This window comes from Undibacterium sp. 5I1 (assembly GCF_034314085.1).
In the GTDB taxonomy this organism is placed as follows: domain Bacteria; phylum Pseudomonadota; class Gammaproteobacteria; order Burkholderiales; family Burkholderiaceae_D; genus Undibacterium.
On sequence record NZ_JAVIWI010000001.1, the window covers coordinates 757977 to 773025 of the forward strand.

The 15049-nt window shown below is 45.0% G+C and carries 15 protein-coding genes; 4 read left to right on the top strand and 11 right to left on the bottom strand.

Annotation, left to right across the window (positions count from 1 at the left end):
• Positions 1–508: 508 nt before the first annotated feature.
• On the bottom strand, positions 509–1354 hold the full coding sequence (locus RGU72_RS03170; RefSeq protein WP_322118345.1) for a LysR family transcriptional regulator: 846 nt from the start codon (positions 1352–1354) through the stop codon (positions 509–511).
• A gap of 147 nt (positions 1355–1501) precedes the next feature.
• Here RGU72_RS03170 and RGU72_RS03175 point away from each other — a divergent pair, with 147 nt between their 5' ends.
• Together RGU72_RS03175 and RGU72_RS03180 are read left to right on the top strand one after the other, a co-directional pair.
• Positions 1502–2458, top strand: coding sequence for an NAD(P)H-binding protein (locus RGU72_RS03175; RefSeq protein ID WP_322118346.1), 957 nt, complete (start codon positions 1502–1504; stop codon positions 2456–2458).
• Between the two features lie 30 nt (positions 2459–2488).
• Entirely contained in the window at positions 2489–2815 is a 327-nt protein-coding gene (locus RGU72_RS03180) for a hypothetical protein (RefSeq protein WP_322118347.1), read from the top strand.
• Positions 2816–2858: 43 nt separating this feature from the next.
• Here the strand turns inward: RGU72_RS03180 and RGU72_RS03185 are convergent, their stop codons facing one another.
• The 7 genes from RGU72_RS03185 to cyoA all read right to left on the bottom strand — a co-directional run bounded on the left by RGU72_RS03185 (position 2859) and on the right by cyoA (position 10015).
• Positions 2859–3395 (bottom strand): response regulator transcription factor, encoded by a 537-nt coding sequence (locus tag RGU72_RS03185; RefSeq protein WP_322118348.1) that lies wholly within the window; start codon positions 3393–3395, stop codon positions 2859–2861.
• 30 nt (positions 3396–3425) lie between these two features.
• The gene (locus RGU72_RS03190; protein WP_322121555.1) at positions 3426–4790 is read right to left on the bottom strand and encodes an ATP-binding protein; all 1365 of its coding nucleotides are present in this window, start codon (positions 4788–4790) and stop codon (positions 3426–3428) included.
• An 88-nt stretch (positions 4791–4878) separates the two neighbouring features.
• Positions 4879–5757 (bottom strand): SURF1 family protein, encoded by an 879-nt coding sequence (locus RGU72_RS03195; RefSeq protein WP_322118349.1) that lies wholly within the window; start codon positions 5755–5757, stop codon positions 4879–4881.
• Entirely contained in the window at positions 5754–6275 is a 522-nt protein-coding gene (cyoD, locus tag RGU72_RS03200; RefSeq protein ID WP_322118350.1) for a cytochrome o ubiquinol oxidase subunit IV, read from the bottom strand. Before cyoD ends, RGU72_RS03195 begins: the two co-directional genes overlap by 4 nt.
• On the bottom strand, positions 6272–6868 hold the full coding sequence (cyoC, locus tag RGU72_RS03205; RefSeq protein WP_322121556.1) for a cytochrome o ubiquinol oxidase subunit III: 597 nt from the start codon (positions 6866–6868) through the stop codon (positions 6272–6274). The genes cyoD and cyoC overlap by 4 nt, the downstream gene beginning before the upstream one ends.
• A 73-nt stretch (positions 6869–6941) precedes the next feature.
• The gene (cyoB, locus tag RGU72_RS03210) at positions 6942–8960 is read right to left on the bottom strand and encodes a cytochrome o ubiquinol oxidase subunit I (protein ID WP_322118351.1); all 2019 of its coding nucleotides are present in this window, start codon (positions 8958–8960) and stop codon (positions 6942–6944) included.
• Complete coding sequence (gene cyoA / locus RGU72_RS03215; protein WP_322118352.1) at positions 8960–10015, bottom strand: ubiquinol oxidase subunit II; 1056 nt, start codon at positions 10013–10015, stop codon at positions 8960–8962. The genes cyoB and cyoA overlap by 1 nt, the downstream gene beginning before the upstream one ends.
• Positions 10016–10206: 191 nt before the next feature.
• Here cyoA and RGU72_RS03220 point away from each other — a divergent pair, with 191 nt between their 5' ends.
• Positions 10207–11511: an MFS transporter gene (locus RGU72_RS03220; RefSeq protein WP_322121557.1), complete on the top strand. Its 1305-nt coding sequence runs from the start codon at positions 10207–10209 to the stop codon at positions 11509–11511.
• Between the two features lie 206 nt (positions 11512–11717).
• Here the strand turns inward: RGU72_RS03220 and RGU72_RS03225 are convergent, their stop codons facing one another.
• Both RGU72_RS03225 and ompR read right to left on the bottom strand, forming a co-directional pair.
• Positions 11718–13061 (bottom strand): ATP-binding protein, encoded by a 1344-nt coding sequence (locus RGU72_RS03225; RefSeq protein ID WP_322118353.1) that lies wholly within the window; start codon positions 13059–13061, stop codon positions 11718–11720.
• A gap of 97 nt (positions 13062–13158) precedes the next feature.
• Positions 13159–13893 carry a two-component system response regulator OmpR gene (gene ompR, locus RGU72_RS03230; RefSeq protein WP_322118354.1) on the bottom strand — a complete coding sequence of 245 codons (735 nt, stop codon included), beginning with the start codon at positions 13891–13893 and terminating at the stop codon, positions 13159–13161.
• Positions 13894–14230: 337 nt separating this feature from the next.
• On the opposite strand from ompR, the gene RGU72_RS03235 reads away from it, so the two are divergent.
• On the top strand, positions 14231–14503 hold the full coding sequence (locus tag RGU72_RS03235) for a hypothetical protein (RefSeq protein ID WP_322118355.1): 273 nt from the start codon (positions 14231–14233) through the stop codon (positions 14501–14503).
• 14 nt (positions 14504–14517) lie between these two features.
• Here the strand turns inward: RGU72_RS03235 and smpB are convergent, their stop codons facing one another.
• The gene (smpB, locus tag RGU72_RS03240; protein ID WP_322118356.1) at positions 14518–14967 is read right to left on the bottom strand and encodes an SsrA-binding protein SmpB; all 450 of its coding nucleotides are present in this window, start codon (positions 14965–14967) and stop codon (positions 14518–14520) included.
• Positions 14968–15049 lie beyond the last annotated feature (82 nt).

The following is a 15049-nucleotide window of genomic DNA, read 5'->3' on the forward strand; positions in this document are numbered from 1 at the left end:
CTAAAAATTTGCAGCGGAGTTTACAGCGATGGTGGTGCAAAAACAGCGTTTAAATTACTCAGGCGTGGTTACTGCGTCGAACGATGAAAAGTGTAAATGAATTTGCTTACCAGCGTCTAAATCTGACCTGTAAAGTTGTTACCTAAAATGCGTAATTTCTGTAGCAAATGCGCGCAAGTACAGACAAAGCTAAGGCGCTTGATGAAGCATTATTTTTGTGAATTTTATAAGACTTAAGTCGCGCAGAATAAATATACTCCCCATTAATTTAATGAAAATAGCCTTATTGTCCAAATAATATATGGACAATTTATATATACATAGTGGGAGTATATTTATTTGATAGATTGTTTAGCTTAGTAAGCTTTAAGTTAAAAATCGTCGTGAGCATAGATAATTTTTACTGCTACGGTGTGCCTTGCGTTTTTGTAACGAAATGTTTTGCAACGCACAAATTAGCTATTTGTATCGTTTCTGACTCCGCCAGTGGCAACAACCAAAGTAGGTATCAGTTTGGAATAATCTCAAGTAACTTCGTGACCAAAAAATCAAAGCATGTTTTGTAGCGTGCATTGAGTTTCAGATCCTCATGCATCACAATCCAAGTCGGAAATTCTATGCAGAAATCGGCAGGCAAAATGTGAACCAGATTTTCATCACGTTTTGCCAGTAAGTCCTGGCAAATTCCTATGCCAAATCCAGCGCGTATTGCCGCTAATTGAGCGACGCCGCTATCGACCCGCAAGCTGAAATGCTCTCGCCGGAGAAAAGGATATGCCTCTTGGAATGTCCGCATATAAGGCATCACGCTATCAAAACCGATCAAACTGTGATTAGACAAATCGCTAATTTCGATCGGTATGTTGTGTTTGTTCAGATAATTTTGATGGGCGTACAAGCCTAATTTGACAACACCAATACGCCTGCTTACCAATACTTCCTGAGTTGGCTTTGCCATTCGTATAGCGATGTCTGCATCCCGATTTAGTAAGTCCTGATTCAGGTCAGATAGCACGAGTTCTATTTCTAAACCAGGATGAAGCTGTCGTAATTCTGCAAGTATGGGCGGCAAGACTTCAATACCGATAACAATCGATGACGTGATACGCACCGCGCCCCGAACTTCTTTCGCCTCTGCAGAAATGGCTCGCTCCAGGGCTGCGGTAGTTGTTTTTAGATTTTCTGCATAAGGACGTAGTGCAAGCGCGCTGACTGTCGGCGTCAATCCGTTTTGAGAGCGGGTAAATAAAGTGACACCGAGCGCTTTCTCCAGCGCTTCAATCTGTCTTCCTATCGTCGGCTGGGTCAAGCCCAATGCCCGTGCCGCACTAGAGAGCGATCCCTCCTCTAACACCGCAAGAGCTGCTTTGTAATGATCCTAATTGATATGATTTTTATCCATACAAAAATGTATATCAGGTGCACGTATTTCGTCAATTGTATTTATCCCGCTTGAGGGCCAAAATTCAAACGTCACTTACATTTAACAAAAGGAAATCAAATGACTTCAATAAAAAAAGCTCTGGTACTCGGTGCAACCGGCGGAATCGGCGGCGAAGTTGCCAGACTCCTCGTCAAGCGAGGATGGGAGGTTACAGGACTGGTCAGAAATATTCACAGTGTCTCTCAGGGACAGGACGGAATTTTCTGGGTAGCGGGAGATGCAATGAATTCGTTTGACGTCCTCAATGCCGCAACTGGAGCGAGCTTAATTGTGCATGCGGTGAATCCACCTGGCTACCGCGATTGGGATAAATTGGTGTTGCCGATGATTGACAACACCATTGCCGCGGCTAAGCAAATCGGGGCACGCATTTTATTGCCTGGGACGGTATATAACTATGCGCCAGACATAAACTCTGATGTAGATGAAAACTCTGCCCAATTACCTGTCACCAAAAAAGGAAAAATTCGGGTCGAGTTAGAAAATCGTCTGCGTATGGCCTCACTTCAGGGAGTGAAATCATTAATCGTTAGAGCCGGAGATTTTTTCGGACCGCGAACACTAAGCAGCTGGTTCTCACAAGCATTGGTTGTTCCCGGGCGAAAAATTGAGTCTATTCAGTATCCAAGCAAAATGGGAATAGGGCATCAATGGGCTTATTTGCCCGATGTCGCGGAAACCATGGTCAGACTTATTGAGAGCAGCGAAAAGTTAAAAACCTTTGATGTATTTCATATGAATGGTCAATGGGATCAAGATGGTACCGAAATTGCTGATTCCATCCGCAGAGTCGTTGGAAACCCGGCGATTAAGATCAAAAGTTTTCCTTGGTATCTGATGCCTTTAATCGCATTTTTTAGTCCTACGGTGAGAGAGATGCTGGAGCTTCGCTATTTGTGGACGTCGCCATTAAAAATGAGTAACGCGAAATTAATTGAGGTGCTTGGTCAAGAGCCAAATACGCCTTTGGACATAGCAATCAATGCAAGCTTAAAAGGATTGCGTTGCATTTAATGAGTGACTTGACACGTTAAGGAGTAAAAAATGAGCATTCTATGTTTAAACCAAAAAGAGGAAATGTATCGCCATCGCATATTTGGGCAACGAGAAAAATGCGATCAGTCACAATTCTGCGACTCCCTCAAACAGATGAATGGAAAATTAGTTAGGGTATTTCATGAACAAAATAAATCGATGGAGCGTTTTCTATTGATCCCGACGGTCTGGCTGCAAAAAATGGGTATTGTTGAAGTATTGTATTCAGCTGGAGGACTCGGTTCTATTTGTGTAAATATGGCTCTGATACTGATGTCGAAGTATTTCTTCAGACTAAAATCGAGAATGAGTCTGCTGATGTTTGTCGGGGCTTAAGAGAAAAAATAATCGTCATGCTCTGAGTTTGCATCAGATCCGGTTATTTAATCCTTTGTTTCTCCAGCTTGCGTGCTAGCGTGCGTCTGTGCATGCCTAGTCTTCGAGCTGTTTCTGAAATATTAAAGTCGGTTTCGGCCAGAACTTCGTGAATCCTTTCCCACTCCAAATTTTTGATGGAGGTGGAGCGGTTGGTAATTTCTACCTCCGCTGTGCCGGCGATATGCCCGAAGGCAGCTTCAATATCATCCGTGTTGGAGGGTTTAGACAGGTACTGGCATGCCCCAAGTTTGACTGCTTCTACCGCAGTCGCAATACTGGCAAAGCCGGTCAGTACTACAATCAACATTTGGGGATTGTGCTGATGCAGAAGCTGCACGCATGCAAGACCGGATGAGTGGCCGTTTAACTTCAGATCAACGACGGCATAGGCGGGAGAATGATCTGATAGTAATTTCTCAGCATCCTCCATACTAGTCGCGTGCAAAACAGTGTAACCGCGTCGCTCAAACGAGCGGCTTAGTGTGCGGGCAAAAGCAGTATCGTCTTCGATAATGAGTAACAGACGACTCTCTGACATAGTGAATAAATTCCTGAGGTTAAATCTCGGTTAAAGCATGATCGCTGCAAGTGGCAATGTTAATTGTACGACGGCTCCGCCCTCGTCGCGATTAGATGCCGTGACATAACCACCGAGTTTGCGTGCCACATTGATGACAAAAAATAGCCCTAGTCCGCTACCCGGACGACCTTTGGTCGATTGATAAGGTTCACCGATGCGTGACAAGATGGTGGGGTCGAAACCATGCCCACTATCTGCGACCGTAAATATGAGTGCATCGTTTTCACGCCGGACTTCCATGCGCAGCCAGTCTGGGGACGCTTCTAAGGCATTGTCGAGTACATTACAGACCATTTGCTTGAGAGCGGTGTCAAAGACGATAGGAATATCTTCTTCAATCTGATTATCAAAACCAAACGAGACTATTGGTCTGGTCGAGATAAATTCTCTAGTGAGATCGTTTAGAAAAGTATTGATCGTGGTTTTGACTGCGGATTCGCCACGTGCTTCTCCGGCCGACAGCAAGATGCCGCTGACGATACTTTTACAGCGTTGTAGCTGCGTTTCCATCTCGCTGATTTCTTCCAGCAGTTCGGCGTTATTGCTGAATTCTGGCATCCGTCGCCAGTCTCCCAATATGACGGAGAGTGTCGCCAGTGGCGTACCTAATTCATGCGCGGCACCAGAGGCGAGCAGACCCATGCGTACAATGTGATCTTCCTCGACCGCCCGTTGGCGCAGATCGGCGAGCTGGGCATCACGTGCGCGCAGATTGTGACCAATCCGGGTAATGAAAAAAACTAGCAGGGCGGCATTCAGCATAAAACAAATAATCAAGCCACCGACATACAAGTGCGATAGCCCGCCGTTTTCAGCCGGCGGTAAAGTCAAAGGCTCAGAAAATAGTGATAGTCCGGCCAGACAGGCACTGGTGAAGATGACGATGATCCAGGTTGACCAGGCTTCTAGCAACACGGCACTTAAAATGACTTGTAACAGATAAAGGAAGGCAAAGGGATTAGAGGTGCCGCCACCAAAATAGAGCTGCGCCGTCAGACTAAACACATCGATGAGTAATGCAAAAACCAGTTCACCATTGGTCACATACACGCGCTCATGCCAGCGCAAATGACTGGCAATATTGAAAGCGATTAAGCATACAAGCACAACCAGCATTTTGACTAAGGGCAAATGGATGCCAAAGCCAAGCATCACGATCAAAATGGTTGACAGCTGCCCAAATACGGCAATCCAGCGCAGCTGAATAAGCTGCAGCATATTCTTGTGCCCAGCGGAGTTTTTGTACTCGATGGCGATGGCGGATTGTTCTGCCAGTGTTTTAGTCGCTGACTTCGTTACCGACTTAGCTGCGGTCTCTTGTTCAGTTTTTTGAGGGACGATCTTTTTTACCATGCTCACTATGTCCGCTTATTCTGATTATTCTGGAATGTTTGCAGATCTTAAATCATATTTAAAATTAAGTGCTGAAGCTCCTGGCGGACTAGAGTCTATGCTGACGAGGCTGATATTTTCTATCTCTGATGACATAAAACCAGGCAGCTCCCGTCATGATTGCGAGTAAGAACCAGACCACAGCATAAACTAAATGGTTGTTATGGAAGTTGATCACGGTCAAGCCTGCGACTGGGTAATTTCTTGAGTCCTCATTGCGCTGGGTATTCAGTTTATCTTGTGATGACGTATTGGGGGCATTAGTACCAGCGTCGGCATCGATAAAAAAAGGAGCTACCTGTGTCAGATCATTTGCAGCTGCAATTGCCTGCACATCACGTGAATACCAGCGATTACCAGCAGGGTCATTTTTTCTTAAAAAACCTCCACCCGGTTCGGTCATACGCATTAACCCGCTGACATTGATCGTGCTAGGGCTAGTTAAATTGGAGTGATCTTTTTGGGATAATGTCCGATACGATTCAGCCATCTTTTCCGGGATAAAGCCGCGATTAATCAGGACGATACTTTGATCTATTGTCTTGAATGGCGTCAGTACCCAGAAGCCGCCTCCCAATTCTGTGGACGCTTGTACCAGAGTGTTTTTTTTAGCCAAAAAATTACCGGTAACTTGGACATGGCGATATTCATCCGCACTTGCATTGATGCGGGGCCATTGAGCAGAAGTAGGGGCGGGTGTTGCAGCAGCATGAACGCGTTGTTCAACACGTTCAATTAAATCAAGCTTCCACTGAAGACGTTTGACTTGCCAGGTTGCAAGTGAAATAAAGCCTGCAAAGATAATACCCATGCAGGCAGTGAATGCTAATCTGAATAACATGGAATGGCGGCTGGCACGATTTGGTGATTCTGTGGTTAGCGTCAGGCCGACGCCATCGCCTGCCATTCCTTGTTCTGGCTTACTCATTGCATAGACGGCATAGTCTTCATGTTATCCGGCGCAGGTAACGGTAATGATGCTGGCGTTGCTGCTTGTGTTGATTGTGTCGCCGGCATTGGCATCACGCTAATCGATTCCGGTTTGGTTTCTGTTTCATGCATCATGCCAGGCATCATATTGTGATTTAAGTGATACATGACCCAGAGCGAACCACTCATCATAATGAAGACCAGCATGCCGGTGAACAGCAACGCCAGCATTGACCAGCCGCCTTCAGACTTAGTATTCATGTGCAGGAAATACACCATATGCACCACGATCTGTACAGCCGCAAATCCCAACAAGATAAATCCAGTCGTACTTGATTTATCAAAGACTTTGCCCATGACTAACCAAAATGGGATTGCCGTCAAAATCACTGCCAGGATAAATCCTGTGGCATAGCTTTTCAGACTGCCATGATCCGCATGCATATGACCATGCTCGTGGTGAGCATCATGATGGCCGCCGTGACCGTGAGCCATGTGTTCTTGGTTTGCGCTCATGGTAAAACTCCCATCAAATAAACAAAGGTAAATACACCAATCCAGACCACATCAAGAAAGTGCCAGAACATTGACAAGCACATCAGTCTTCTGCTGTTCTCTGGCGTAATACCATGACGACCAACTTGGAACATCAATGTAATCAGCCAGATAATGCCGAAGCTCACGTGCAGGCCATGTGTGCCAACTAAGGCAAAGAATGAGGTCAGAAATCCACTGCGCTGAGGACCTGCACCTTCGTGTATCAGATGCACAAACTCATATAACTCAAAGCCAATAAAGCAGGCACCAAGTAGGCCGGTAATGGCGAGCCAGATCAAGGTGGCTGGGACGCGCTTACGCTGCATTTCCAACATGGCAAAGCCGTAAGTGATGGACGATAACAATAGCAACGATGTGTTGATCGCAACCAGGGGCAGGTCAAACAATTCTGCACCTGTAGGGCCACCTGCATAGTTACGACCAAGTACCGCATAGGTTGCAAACAGGCAGGCGAAGATCAGGCAGTCGCTCATCAGGTAGAGCCAGAAGCCGAGCAAAGTGCCATTTTCCGGATGGTGCTCTTTGACATAAAAATCGCTGCTGGCATGCATGCCAGCGTGTGGCGTTGCACTGGTGTTCAAACTGGTATTCAAGTTCGTGCCCTCGTTTGGAAAAGTTACAGTATTAGACATAGCTTGCACCTTGGCCGGTACCTAACAAGTGGGTACGTTCGCCTTCAGTACGGACAACATCAGCAACAGGGATGTAGTAGTCACGTTTGTAATTGAAGGTGTGAACAATAATTGCCACCATCATTGCAGTAAAGCCCAAGCCTGCCAGCAACCACATTTGCCAGATCAGGGCAAAACCACATACGGCACTCAGTAAGGCGATGATAAAACCGGCACCAGTATTCTTTGGCATATGGATTGCCACAAAACCATCTTGAGGGCGAGCGTATTGGTTGCTTTTCATATCCGCCCACGCATCGTTGTCATAGACTTTTGGTGTGAACGCAAAGTTATATGCTGGTGGTGGTGAAGATGTCGACCATTCCAGTGTACGGCCACCCCAAGGATCACCAGTAAAGTCACGCAGGGAGTCACGGCGCTTGAAGCTGACGTATAACTGAATGATGAAAGAGGCGATACCCAAAGCAATCAGGAAAGCACCGAATGCAGCGATCTGGAACCAGATTTGTAAAGACGGATCTTCAAAATGGCTCATGCGTCGTGTCACACCCATCAGGCCGAGTACATACAACGGCATGAAAGCGAAGTAGAAACCGATAGTCCAGAACCAGAAGCAGCATTTACCCCAGAAATCATCCAATTTGTAGCCGAAAGCTTTTGGGAACCAGTAGTTGATTCCAGCAAACATACCAAACAATACGCCACCAATAATCACGTTATGGAAGTGAGCGATCAGGAACAGACTATTGTGCAGAACAAAATCGGCAGGCGGTACCGCCAACAACACGCCTGTCATACCGCCGATGACGAATGTGATCATAAAGCCCAAAGTCCATAACATAGGTAATTCAAAACGAATACGACCACGGTACATTGTGAACAACCAGTTAAATATCTTCGCACCAGTCGGGATAGAAATAATCATGGTGGTGATACCGAAGAACGAATTGACACTCGCGCCAGATCCCATGGTGAAAAAGTGATGTAGCCACACTAGGTAGGACAAGATCGTGATTACGACTGTCGCGTAGACCATTGATGTGTAGCCGAACAGACGTTTGCTGCAGAAGGTCGATACAATTTCAGAGAAAATACCGAAAGCAGGCAAGACCAAAATATAAACTTCGGGATGACCCCAAATCCAGATCAGGTTCACATACATCATGGCGTTGCCGCCCATATCGTTGGTGAAAAAGTTAGTGCCGACCATACGATCCAGCGACAACATACCTAATACCGCTGTTAGAACAGGGAAGGCTGCAACGATCAACACGTTGGTGCACAGAGCAGTCCAGGTGAACACAGGCATTTTCATCATGGTCATGCCAGGGGCACGCATTTTAACGATTGTCGCAATCAGATTAATCCCCGAGAGCAAAGTCCCGACACCTGCGATCTGTAGCGACCAGATGTAATAGTCCACCCCCACATCCGGGCTGGACATAATGCCAGAGAGCGGTGGATACGCCAGCCAGCCAGTGCGGGCAAATTCACCCACAAACAATGACGCCATTACCAGGCCACCGCCGAATGCAGTCATCCAGAAACTAAAATTATTCAGGAAAGGAAAGGCCACATCGCGTGCACCTATTTGCAGTGGTACGACATAGTTCATCAAGCCAGTGACCAAAGGCATGGCGACGAAAAAAATCATAATCACGCCATGTGCCGTAAAAATTTGATCATAGTGATGTGGCGGCAAAAAACCGGCAGAATCACCAAACGCCAACGCCTGCTGCAGTCGCATCATGATCGCATCAGCGAAGCCGCGTAGCAGCATCACCAGTGCAAAAATTACATACATAATGCCGATTCTTTTGTGGTCGATACTGGTAAACCAGTCACGCCACAACATGCCCCATACACGGAAATAAGTCAGTGCCGACAGAACTGCTACACCACCGATACCGACAACAATAAATGTCGCCAGCAGGATAGGTTCATGGAAGGGAATTGCATCCCAGGTGAGACGGCCGAAGATCAGCTTCGTCAAATCGATATGGTCTTGCATCATTGTTTTCCGATGGTAAGAGGGGATGCTGTACAAATTTCAGCGTCGATATTGAAGGACAATCGTGTTGCGTTATCTTGCTTAAGGCGTTGCGTAAAAATACTGGTGAAATCTGCTTTGGCATTGGATGCAGCATAGGCTTTTGCGTTAGCTCTGGCATCGCTCATCATCATTTTGTCCATGCAGACTTCGCCTGCACCAACGCAACGATTCAGGATGGCATGATACAAATCCGCATCAACGCTCGCGTAATGACGCACCGGGTCACGCTGACTCGGTTTTTCTAGTTCCAGATAATTTGCCCGATCCAGTGTTTGTGCTTTCGCTTTGGTAGCTTGTACCCACAGATCGAAGTTTTTGGCGCTCATGCCATGAAACTTGAAACGCATATCCGAGAAACCTGCACCGCTATAATTTGCAGAGAAACCCTCAAATTCGCCTGGCTTGTTAATTACCGCGTTGAGTGAGGTTTCCATTCCAGGCATGGCATAAATCTGACCAGCCAGCGCAGGAATGAAGAAAGAGTTCATGACACTGGATGCTGTGATCTTGAAGTGAACAGGTACATCCACTGGTGCCGCCAGCTCATTTACCGTAGCGATACCAAGATCCGGGTAGATGAATAACCATTTCCAGTCCAGCGCTACTACTTCGACATTTAACGTCTTGGTACCCATAGGAATAGGGCGGTTTTCATCCAGGCGCGACAGCTTACGGTAAGGATCTAAGGTGTGCGTGCTGATCCAGGTGATCAGACCCAGAGCGATAATAATTAGCAGCGGTGCGCCCCAGATCACGAGTTCTAACTGGGTTGAATGATCCCAGTCAGGTTCATATGTCGCTGCGGTATTGCTTTTCCGGTAGCGCCATGCAAATACGATGGTGAGAATGATCACCGGTACGATGATCAGTAACATCAGTAGTGTTGAAACCCAGATCAGGTGACTTTGCTGAGCAGCAATATCACCTGATGGATTCATTACTACCGTGTTGCAGCCTGCCAACAAAACTGCAGGGAGGAGAGCTAATCCGCGACGTGCAAATAATGGAATCATGATGTGATAAGTCAGTAGGTGTGAAAATTTATGCTAATGTACTCTTACCGATATGCCTTGGCGATTGGACGTTTTGTCCTAGTTTTCAAATAAGCACGAAAAAAAGAGTAACGTTCAGCGACCTAACTAAAATTCGAGAGACAACTATGGCCAGCATGAGTACAAACGATAACGAACTGCCTTCCAACTATATGACAGATTCTACAATTAGGAATGTCAGAAATACTAAATCTGATCATTCCTCGATTGCCCCGGGAGAGATCGCAATTGGTGTTGTGATCGGTCGAGCATCAGAATATTTTGATTTCTTCGTGTATGCGATCGCGTCGGTGCTGGTTTTTCCTCAGGTTTTTTTTCCTTTTGAGCAACGATTAGAAGGCACTCTTTACGCCTTCGTGATTTTTTCATTTGCATTCTTAGCCCGTCCGTTTGGTACAGTGACTTTTATGGAAATCCAACGGCGATTGGGGCGTGAAGCTAAGCTCACCATTGCCTTATTTTTGCTTGGTATTTCCACCGCTGGGATCGCGTTCCTCCCGACTTACTCCCATCTTGGCGTAACTTCTATCGTGTTACTTTCTTTGCTGCGGATAGGGCAGGGCATTGCGCTGGGCGGCTCTTGGGACGGTTTGCCTTCTTTACTTGCTCTAAATGCGCCACAAAATAAACGTGGCTGGTACGCGATGTTAGGGCAATTAGGCGCCCCGGTTGGCTTTATGATTGCTGCCGGTTTGTTCGCTTATCTGGTCACAAATTTGTCTATTGAAGACTTCTTGGATTGGGGCTGGCGCTATCCGTTTTATGTCGCGTTTGCGATTAATGTAGTCGCGTTATTTGCCCGTTTGAGGTTGGTTTCTACTAACGAATATAAGCGACTATTGGATGAGCGTGAGCTGGAGCCAACGAATATCGTTGAGATGACCCGCTCACAAGGTCGTAACCTGTTGATTGGTGCGCTCGCGGCTTTGGCTAGCTACGCACTGTTTCATCTTGTCACGGTGTTCCCGTTATCCTGGATTACGATTTATTCCAAACGCTCGCTAAGTGGGTTTTTAGAGATACAGATGATAGGCGCGGTGTTGATGATCGTCGGCATTATTATCTCTGGCCTGGTCGCAGATCGTATCGGCCGTCGTAAGATGTTATTCACCTTGGCGCTGATGATTGCCGTACTGAGCGGATTTGTACCGGCTTTGTTAGGTGGTAGCGAGCTTGGGCAAGATATTTTTATCTTGTTAGGTTTTAGTATATTGGGGTTATCTTACGGCCAAGCTGCCGGTGCCGTGACTGCCAATTTTGCACCTAAGTATCGCTATACTGGTGCTGCCTTAACCTCTGATCTGGCATGGCTAGTGGGCGCAGGCTTTGCACCATTAGTGGCACTTGGACTGTCTTCTCATTTCGGTCTTGAATACGTCAGTCTGTACCTGTTATCCGGTGCAGCGTGCTCGATGGCAGCACTTAGCTTGAATCGAGCTTTAGAGATTAAGAATTAAGCTAGTTTTATTGTTTTGAGTGGAAAATTAAAATACACGGCTCATTGTTTTGAGACGTGTATTTCAGCCCGGATATAAGCTGATAGCTAACAACGTTAGTCATAATTTTTATATCTTGGTTTAAAAATTCATGAACGTCAGATTTTTATAAATCTATTTAAAGTGCTTGGTGCCTCAATACTGTAATAAGGCATTTTTATGTGAATTTACAGGAAAATTGTTACAACGAATCCACCATTACTATGATTTGAAATACGCAGCGTACCGTCATGTTGTTGAGTAATTTTTTCTACAATAGCTAGTCCCAACCCTGAACCATTTGCCTGGCTTCGTGATACATCACCTCTTGTAAAGGGGCGCAATAATCTGATCAAGTCTTCCTCGTTCACCCCATTACCGTAGTCTCTCAAACTAATAATAAAGCCTTGTTTTTTTTCTTTATTTTTATATTCACAGTGGAGATCGATGTTGACTAAATCGGTACCGGATGTTTTTCCATAGCGCCGAGCATTTTCAATAATATTGTTAAATAGTCTTTTTAGTTCGATCGCATTGCCATTGATCCACATGTCAGGAAGTATCGACGAATTTATCTGAACATCGGTTAATCGTGAAAATTCTTCTATTACCCGCAAAAGTAAATCGCTTAGATCAATTTGATTGAGTGTTGCTGCATCGATGGGTTTAGCATAGTCAAGGAATTGCCCGATGATCTCGTCCATTTGACCCAAATCGGATTGCATGCCTTGTCTTGACTCAGCAGATAAATTTGCCATTTCTACTTCAAGTTGCATGCGAGCTAATGGGGTTCTTAGGTCGTGCGATATTCCAGCAAGAATAATTGTACGGTCTAAATCTATTCGCTCTAAGTCTTCCATCATTTGATTGAAACTAGAGTTGGTTTCCCTAATTTCTTTTGGCCCTTTTTCTGGTAAAGGCCTAGGCTGTTTTCCTTTGGCTAACATGCGTGCCGCAACACTGATTCTTGCTAATGGATCATTAATCAATTTTGAAATAATTGCTGCACCTATCAATGTTAAAAATAAAGTAATTGCAGCCCAACCTAATACCTGTATTCCAGTTGCTTGTTCTATTCGCTCTTGATCTAGTCTCAGCCAGTATCTATCGTCATCAATTTCAAAGCTGACCCAAAAACCGTCTACGCCATTCATTTTTTTGGCAAAACGAGTATGAGTTCCTAATTTTTTTTGAACTGATGCGCGCAATTCTTCAAATGCTGGAGTCCTGTCTTGCGATTCAATGTCATCGGTTTCTTCTAATAAGTAAACACGAATTCCGTCATTACTTGCCAGGTCGAATAGTAGCTCGCGTCGTTTATCTGGCGCTGAGTGGGTCAGAGCCGCACGGGTAATAGTGACAATGGAGGATATTTGTGCGGCTATTTGCTGGGCTCTTGGTGCGCGTTCCACCATTCTAAAACTGGCGAACCAAACTGCCATACTACTCATGACGAGTAAAGCTAACAAAAAAAATGTGCGCCAAAACAGACCACTTTTTGGCCATTCGAAACTATTCAGGTAAGAGCGCATTAAGTGATGGCTTGGGTAGCGTTAGTTGAACTGCTAAGTCATCACGCGTAGTTGCAATGTGAGTACAGTAATTTTGCAACCACTACACCAAAAGGATTTAACGTGATTGGCCGTCGGGGATGAATACATACCCTAAGCCCCAAACTGTTTGTATATACAGAGGATTTGAAGGATCCGGCTCAATTAATTTTCTAAGGCGTGAGATCTGGACGTCTAGACTGCGATCAAAGACTTCGTATTCACGGCCACGTGCCAATTCCATTAATTTTTCGCGTGAGAGAGGTTGTCTTGCATGCCGCGCAAACACTTTAAGTACTGAAAATTCACCAGTAGTTAAGCTGATATTTTCGTGATCTTTTTTCAGTGTTCGAGTAGCCAGGTCGAGTATAAAATCACCGAACTCGAATGTTTGAGGCCCCTCCGATGGAGCGCCAGGCAATTCAGTCGGAACTTTTCGGCGCAAAACAGCATTAATACGTGCGACTAATTCACGTGGGCTGAAAGGTTTAGGTAAATAATCATCCGCTCCCATTTCCAAACCAATAATACGATCAACCTCTTCCCCTTTTGCCGTTAACATTATGATTGGCGTTTGATCTCCTGCCCCTCGAAGACGACGACAAATCGCAAGTCCATCTTCTCCTGGTAACATTAAATCTAACACTAATAAGTCATAGCGCTCGCGTATCCAAAGCTTATTCATTGCTTGAGCATTCTCGGCACTGACAACATTAAAGCCTTGTTCTGTGAGGTAGCGGCGCAACAAATCTCTCAAGCGCACGTCATCATCCACAACTAAGATTTTAGCTTTGCTAATGTTTGGACTGTCCATAGAGGAATTTATATTATTCATAGCGTTATGTTACCGCTAGAAATAAAATTGATTAGCTTTTTTTGTGAGCCATTACAAACTGTTACACACTTTACTGATTTGCTGCGTGGTTTGAATATAACAAGGCATAGACTGAAACTAAGCTATGAAATATAGTAAGTGATAGAAAATAAATAGGCTATGTTTATTTGTTTGATAAGTAAAAAAATATTGTTATATTAAATCGTCCTCATTTTTTGAATACTAAATAAATATGCTGTACTCAAGATACTCCTTTGTTTTTGCACTTGCGATATTTGCCTCATGCGAGGTAGGTGCCGACCCTGGGCATGCCAAAGTGGGTTTTCTTGGATTTGGCAAGTCTCAAAATAATAAATCATCAGAACACAAAGACGTTCAAGCACAGCGTCAAGAAGAGAAAAAAGCCAACAAAGAAGTTAGCATTGACGCTGCAATGGACGATGTTAACGCAGATAAAAAAAATTCAGGCCGTGCTGACGGTAAATCGGGCGCAATTCAAAAACGCAGCCGCCTTACAGCAGACGAGCGCCGTGCTTTAAGGCGGCAAATTCAAGATGCAGGACAAGAAATTTATATCCCTGCAAAGTAAATTATTTTTTCTTGCTACCGACGATTCTGTTTCATGATTTTCTGCTGTTCTCTCTGCCAGTCACGATCCTTTTCTGTGTCTCTCTTATCATGCTGCTTTTTACCCTTAGCTAAACCGATCTGACATTTAATTCTTCCATTGGTATAGTGCATGTTAAGAGGAACTAATGTGTAGCCAGCTCGCTCCACTTTTCCGATCAACTTCTTAATTTCTTCCGCATTTAATAATAGTTTGCGAGTGCGTACAGAATCTGGATGGATGTGAGTTGAGGCTGTTGGCAAGGCGCCAATGTGCGCGCCGAATAGAAAAATCTCTCCACCCTTGACGATTACATATGCTTCTTTTAGTTGGACGCGTCCAGCTCGGATGGACTTGACCTCCCAGCCTTGTAATACAACGCCAGCCTCGAATTGTTCTTCCACAAAATAATCGTGGAAAGCTTTTTTGTTATCAGCAATACTCATGCAGTATAAAAATTAGTTTTATATTCACTTTCTTCATGTTTTGATGCAAACAACGTGCATTTTTTCATTTGAAAAGGGAATG

What these genes read in the sequence shown, in the direction of transcription:
- RGU72_RS03175 (WP_322118346.1), top strand. Translation starts at nt 1,502, where the DNA reads ATGACTTCAATAAAAAAAGCTCTGGTACTCGGTGCAACCGGCGGAATC.
- RGU72_RS03180 (WP_322118347.1), top strand. Translation starts at nt 2,489, where the DNA reads ATGAGCATTCTATGTTTAAACCAAAAAGAGGAAATGTATCGCCATCGC.
- RGU72_RS03185 (WP_322118348.1), bottom strand. Translation starts at nt 3,395, where the DNA reads ATGTCAGAGAGTCGTCTGTTACTCATTATCGAAGACGATACTGCTTTT.
- RGU72_RS03190 (WP_322121555.1), bottom strand. Translation starts at nt 4,790, where the DNA reads ATGGTAAAAAAGATCGTCCCTCAAAAAACTGAACAAGAGACCGCAGCT.
- RGU72_RS03195 (WP_322118349.1), bottom strand. Translation starts at nt 5,757, where the DNA reads ATGAGTAAGCCAGAACAAGGAATGGCAGGCGATGGCGTCGGCCTGACG.
- cyoD (WP_322118350.1), bottom strand. Translation starts at nt 6,275, where the DNA reads ATGAGCGCAAACCAAGAACACATGGCTCACGGTCACGGCGGCCATCAT.
- cyoC (WP_322121556.1), bottom strand. Translation starts at nt 6,868, where the DNA reads ATGCATGCCAGCAGCGATTTTTATGTCAAAGAGCACCATCCGGAAAAT.
- cyoB (WP_322118351.1), bottom strand. Translation starts at nt 8,960, where the DNA reads ATGCAAGACCATATCGATTTGACGAAGCTGATCTTCGGCCGTCTCACC.
- cyoA (WP_322118352.1), bottom strand. Translation starts at nt 10,015, where the DNA reads ATGATTCCATTATTTGCACGTCGCGGATTAGCTCTCCTCCCTGCAGTT.
- RGU72_RS03220 (WP_322121557.1), top strand. Translation starts at nt 10,207, where the DNA reads ATGACAGATTCTACAATTAGGAATGTCAGAAATACTAAATCTGATCAT.
- RGU72_RS03225 (WP_322118353.1), bottom strand. Translation starts at nt 13,061, where the DNA reads ATGCGCTCTTACCTGAATAGTTTCGAATGGCCAAAAAGTGGTCTGTTT.
- ompR (WP_322118354.1), bottom strand. Translation starts at nt 13,893, where the DNA reads ATGGACAGTCCAAACATTAGCAAAGCTAAAATCTTAGTTGTGGATGAT.
- smpB (WP_322118356.1), bottom strand. Translation starts at nt 14,967, where the DNA reads ATGAGTATTGCTGATAACAAAAAAGCTTTCCACGATTATTTTGTGGAA.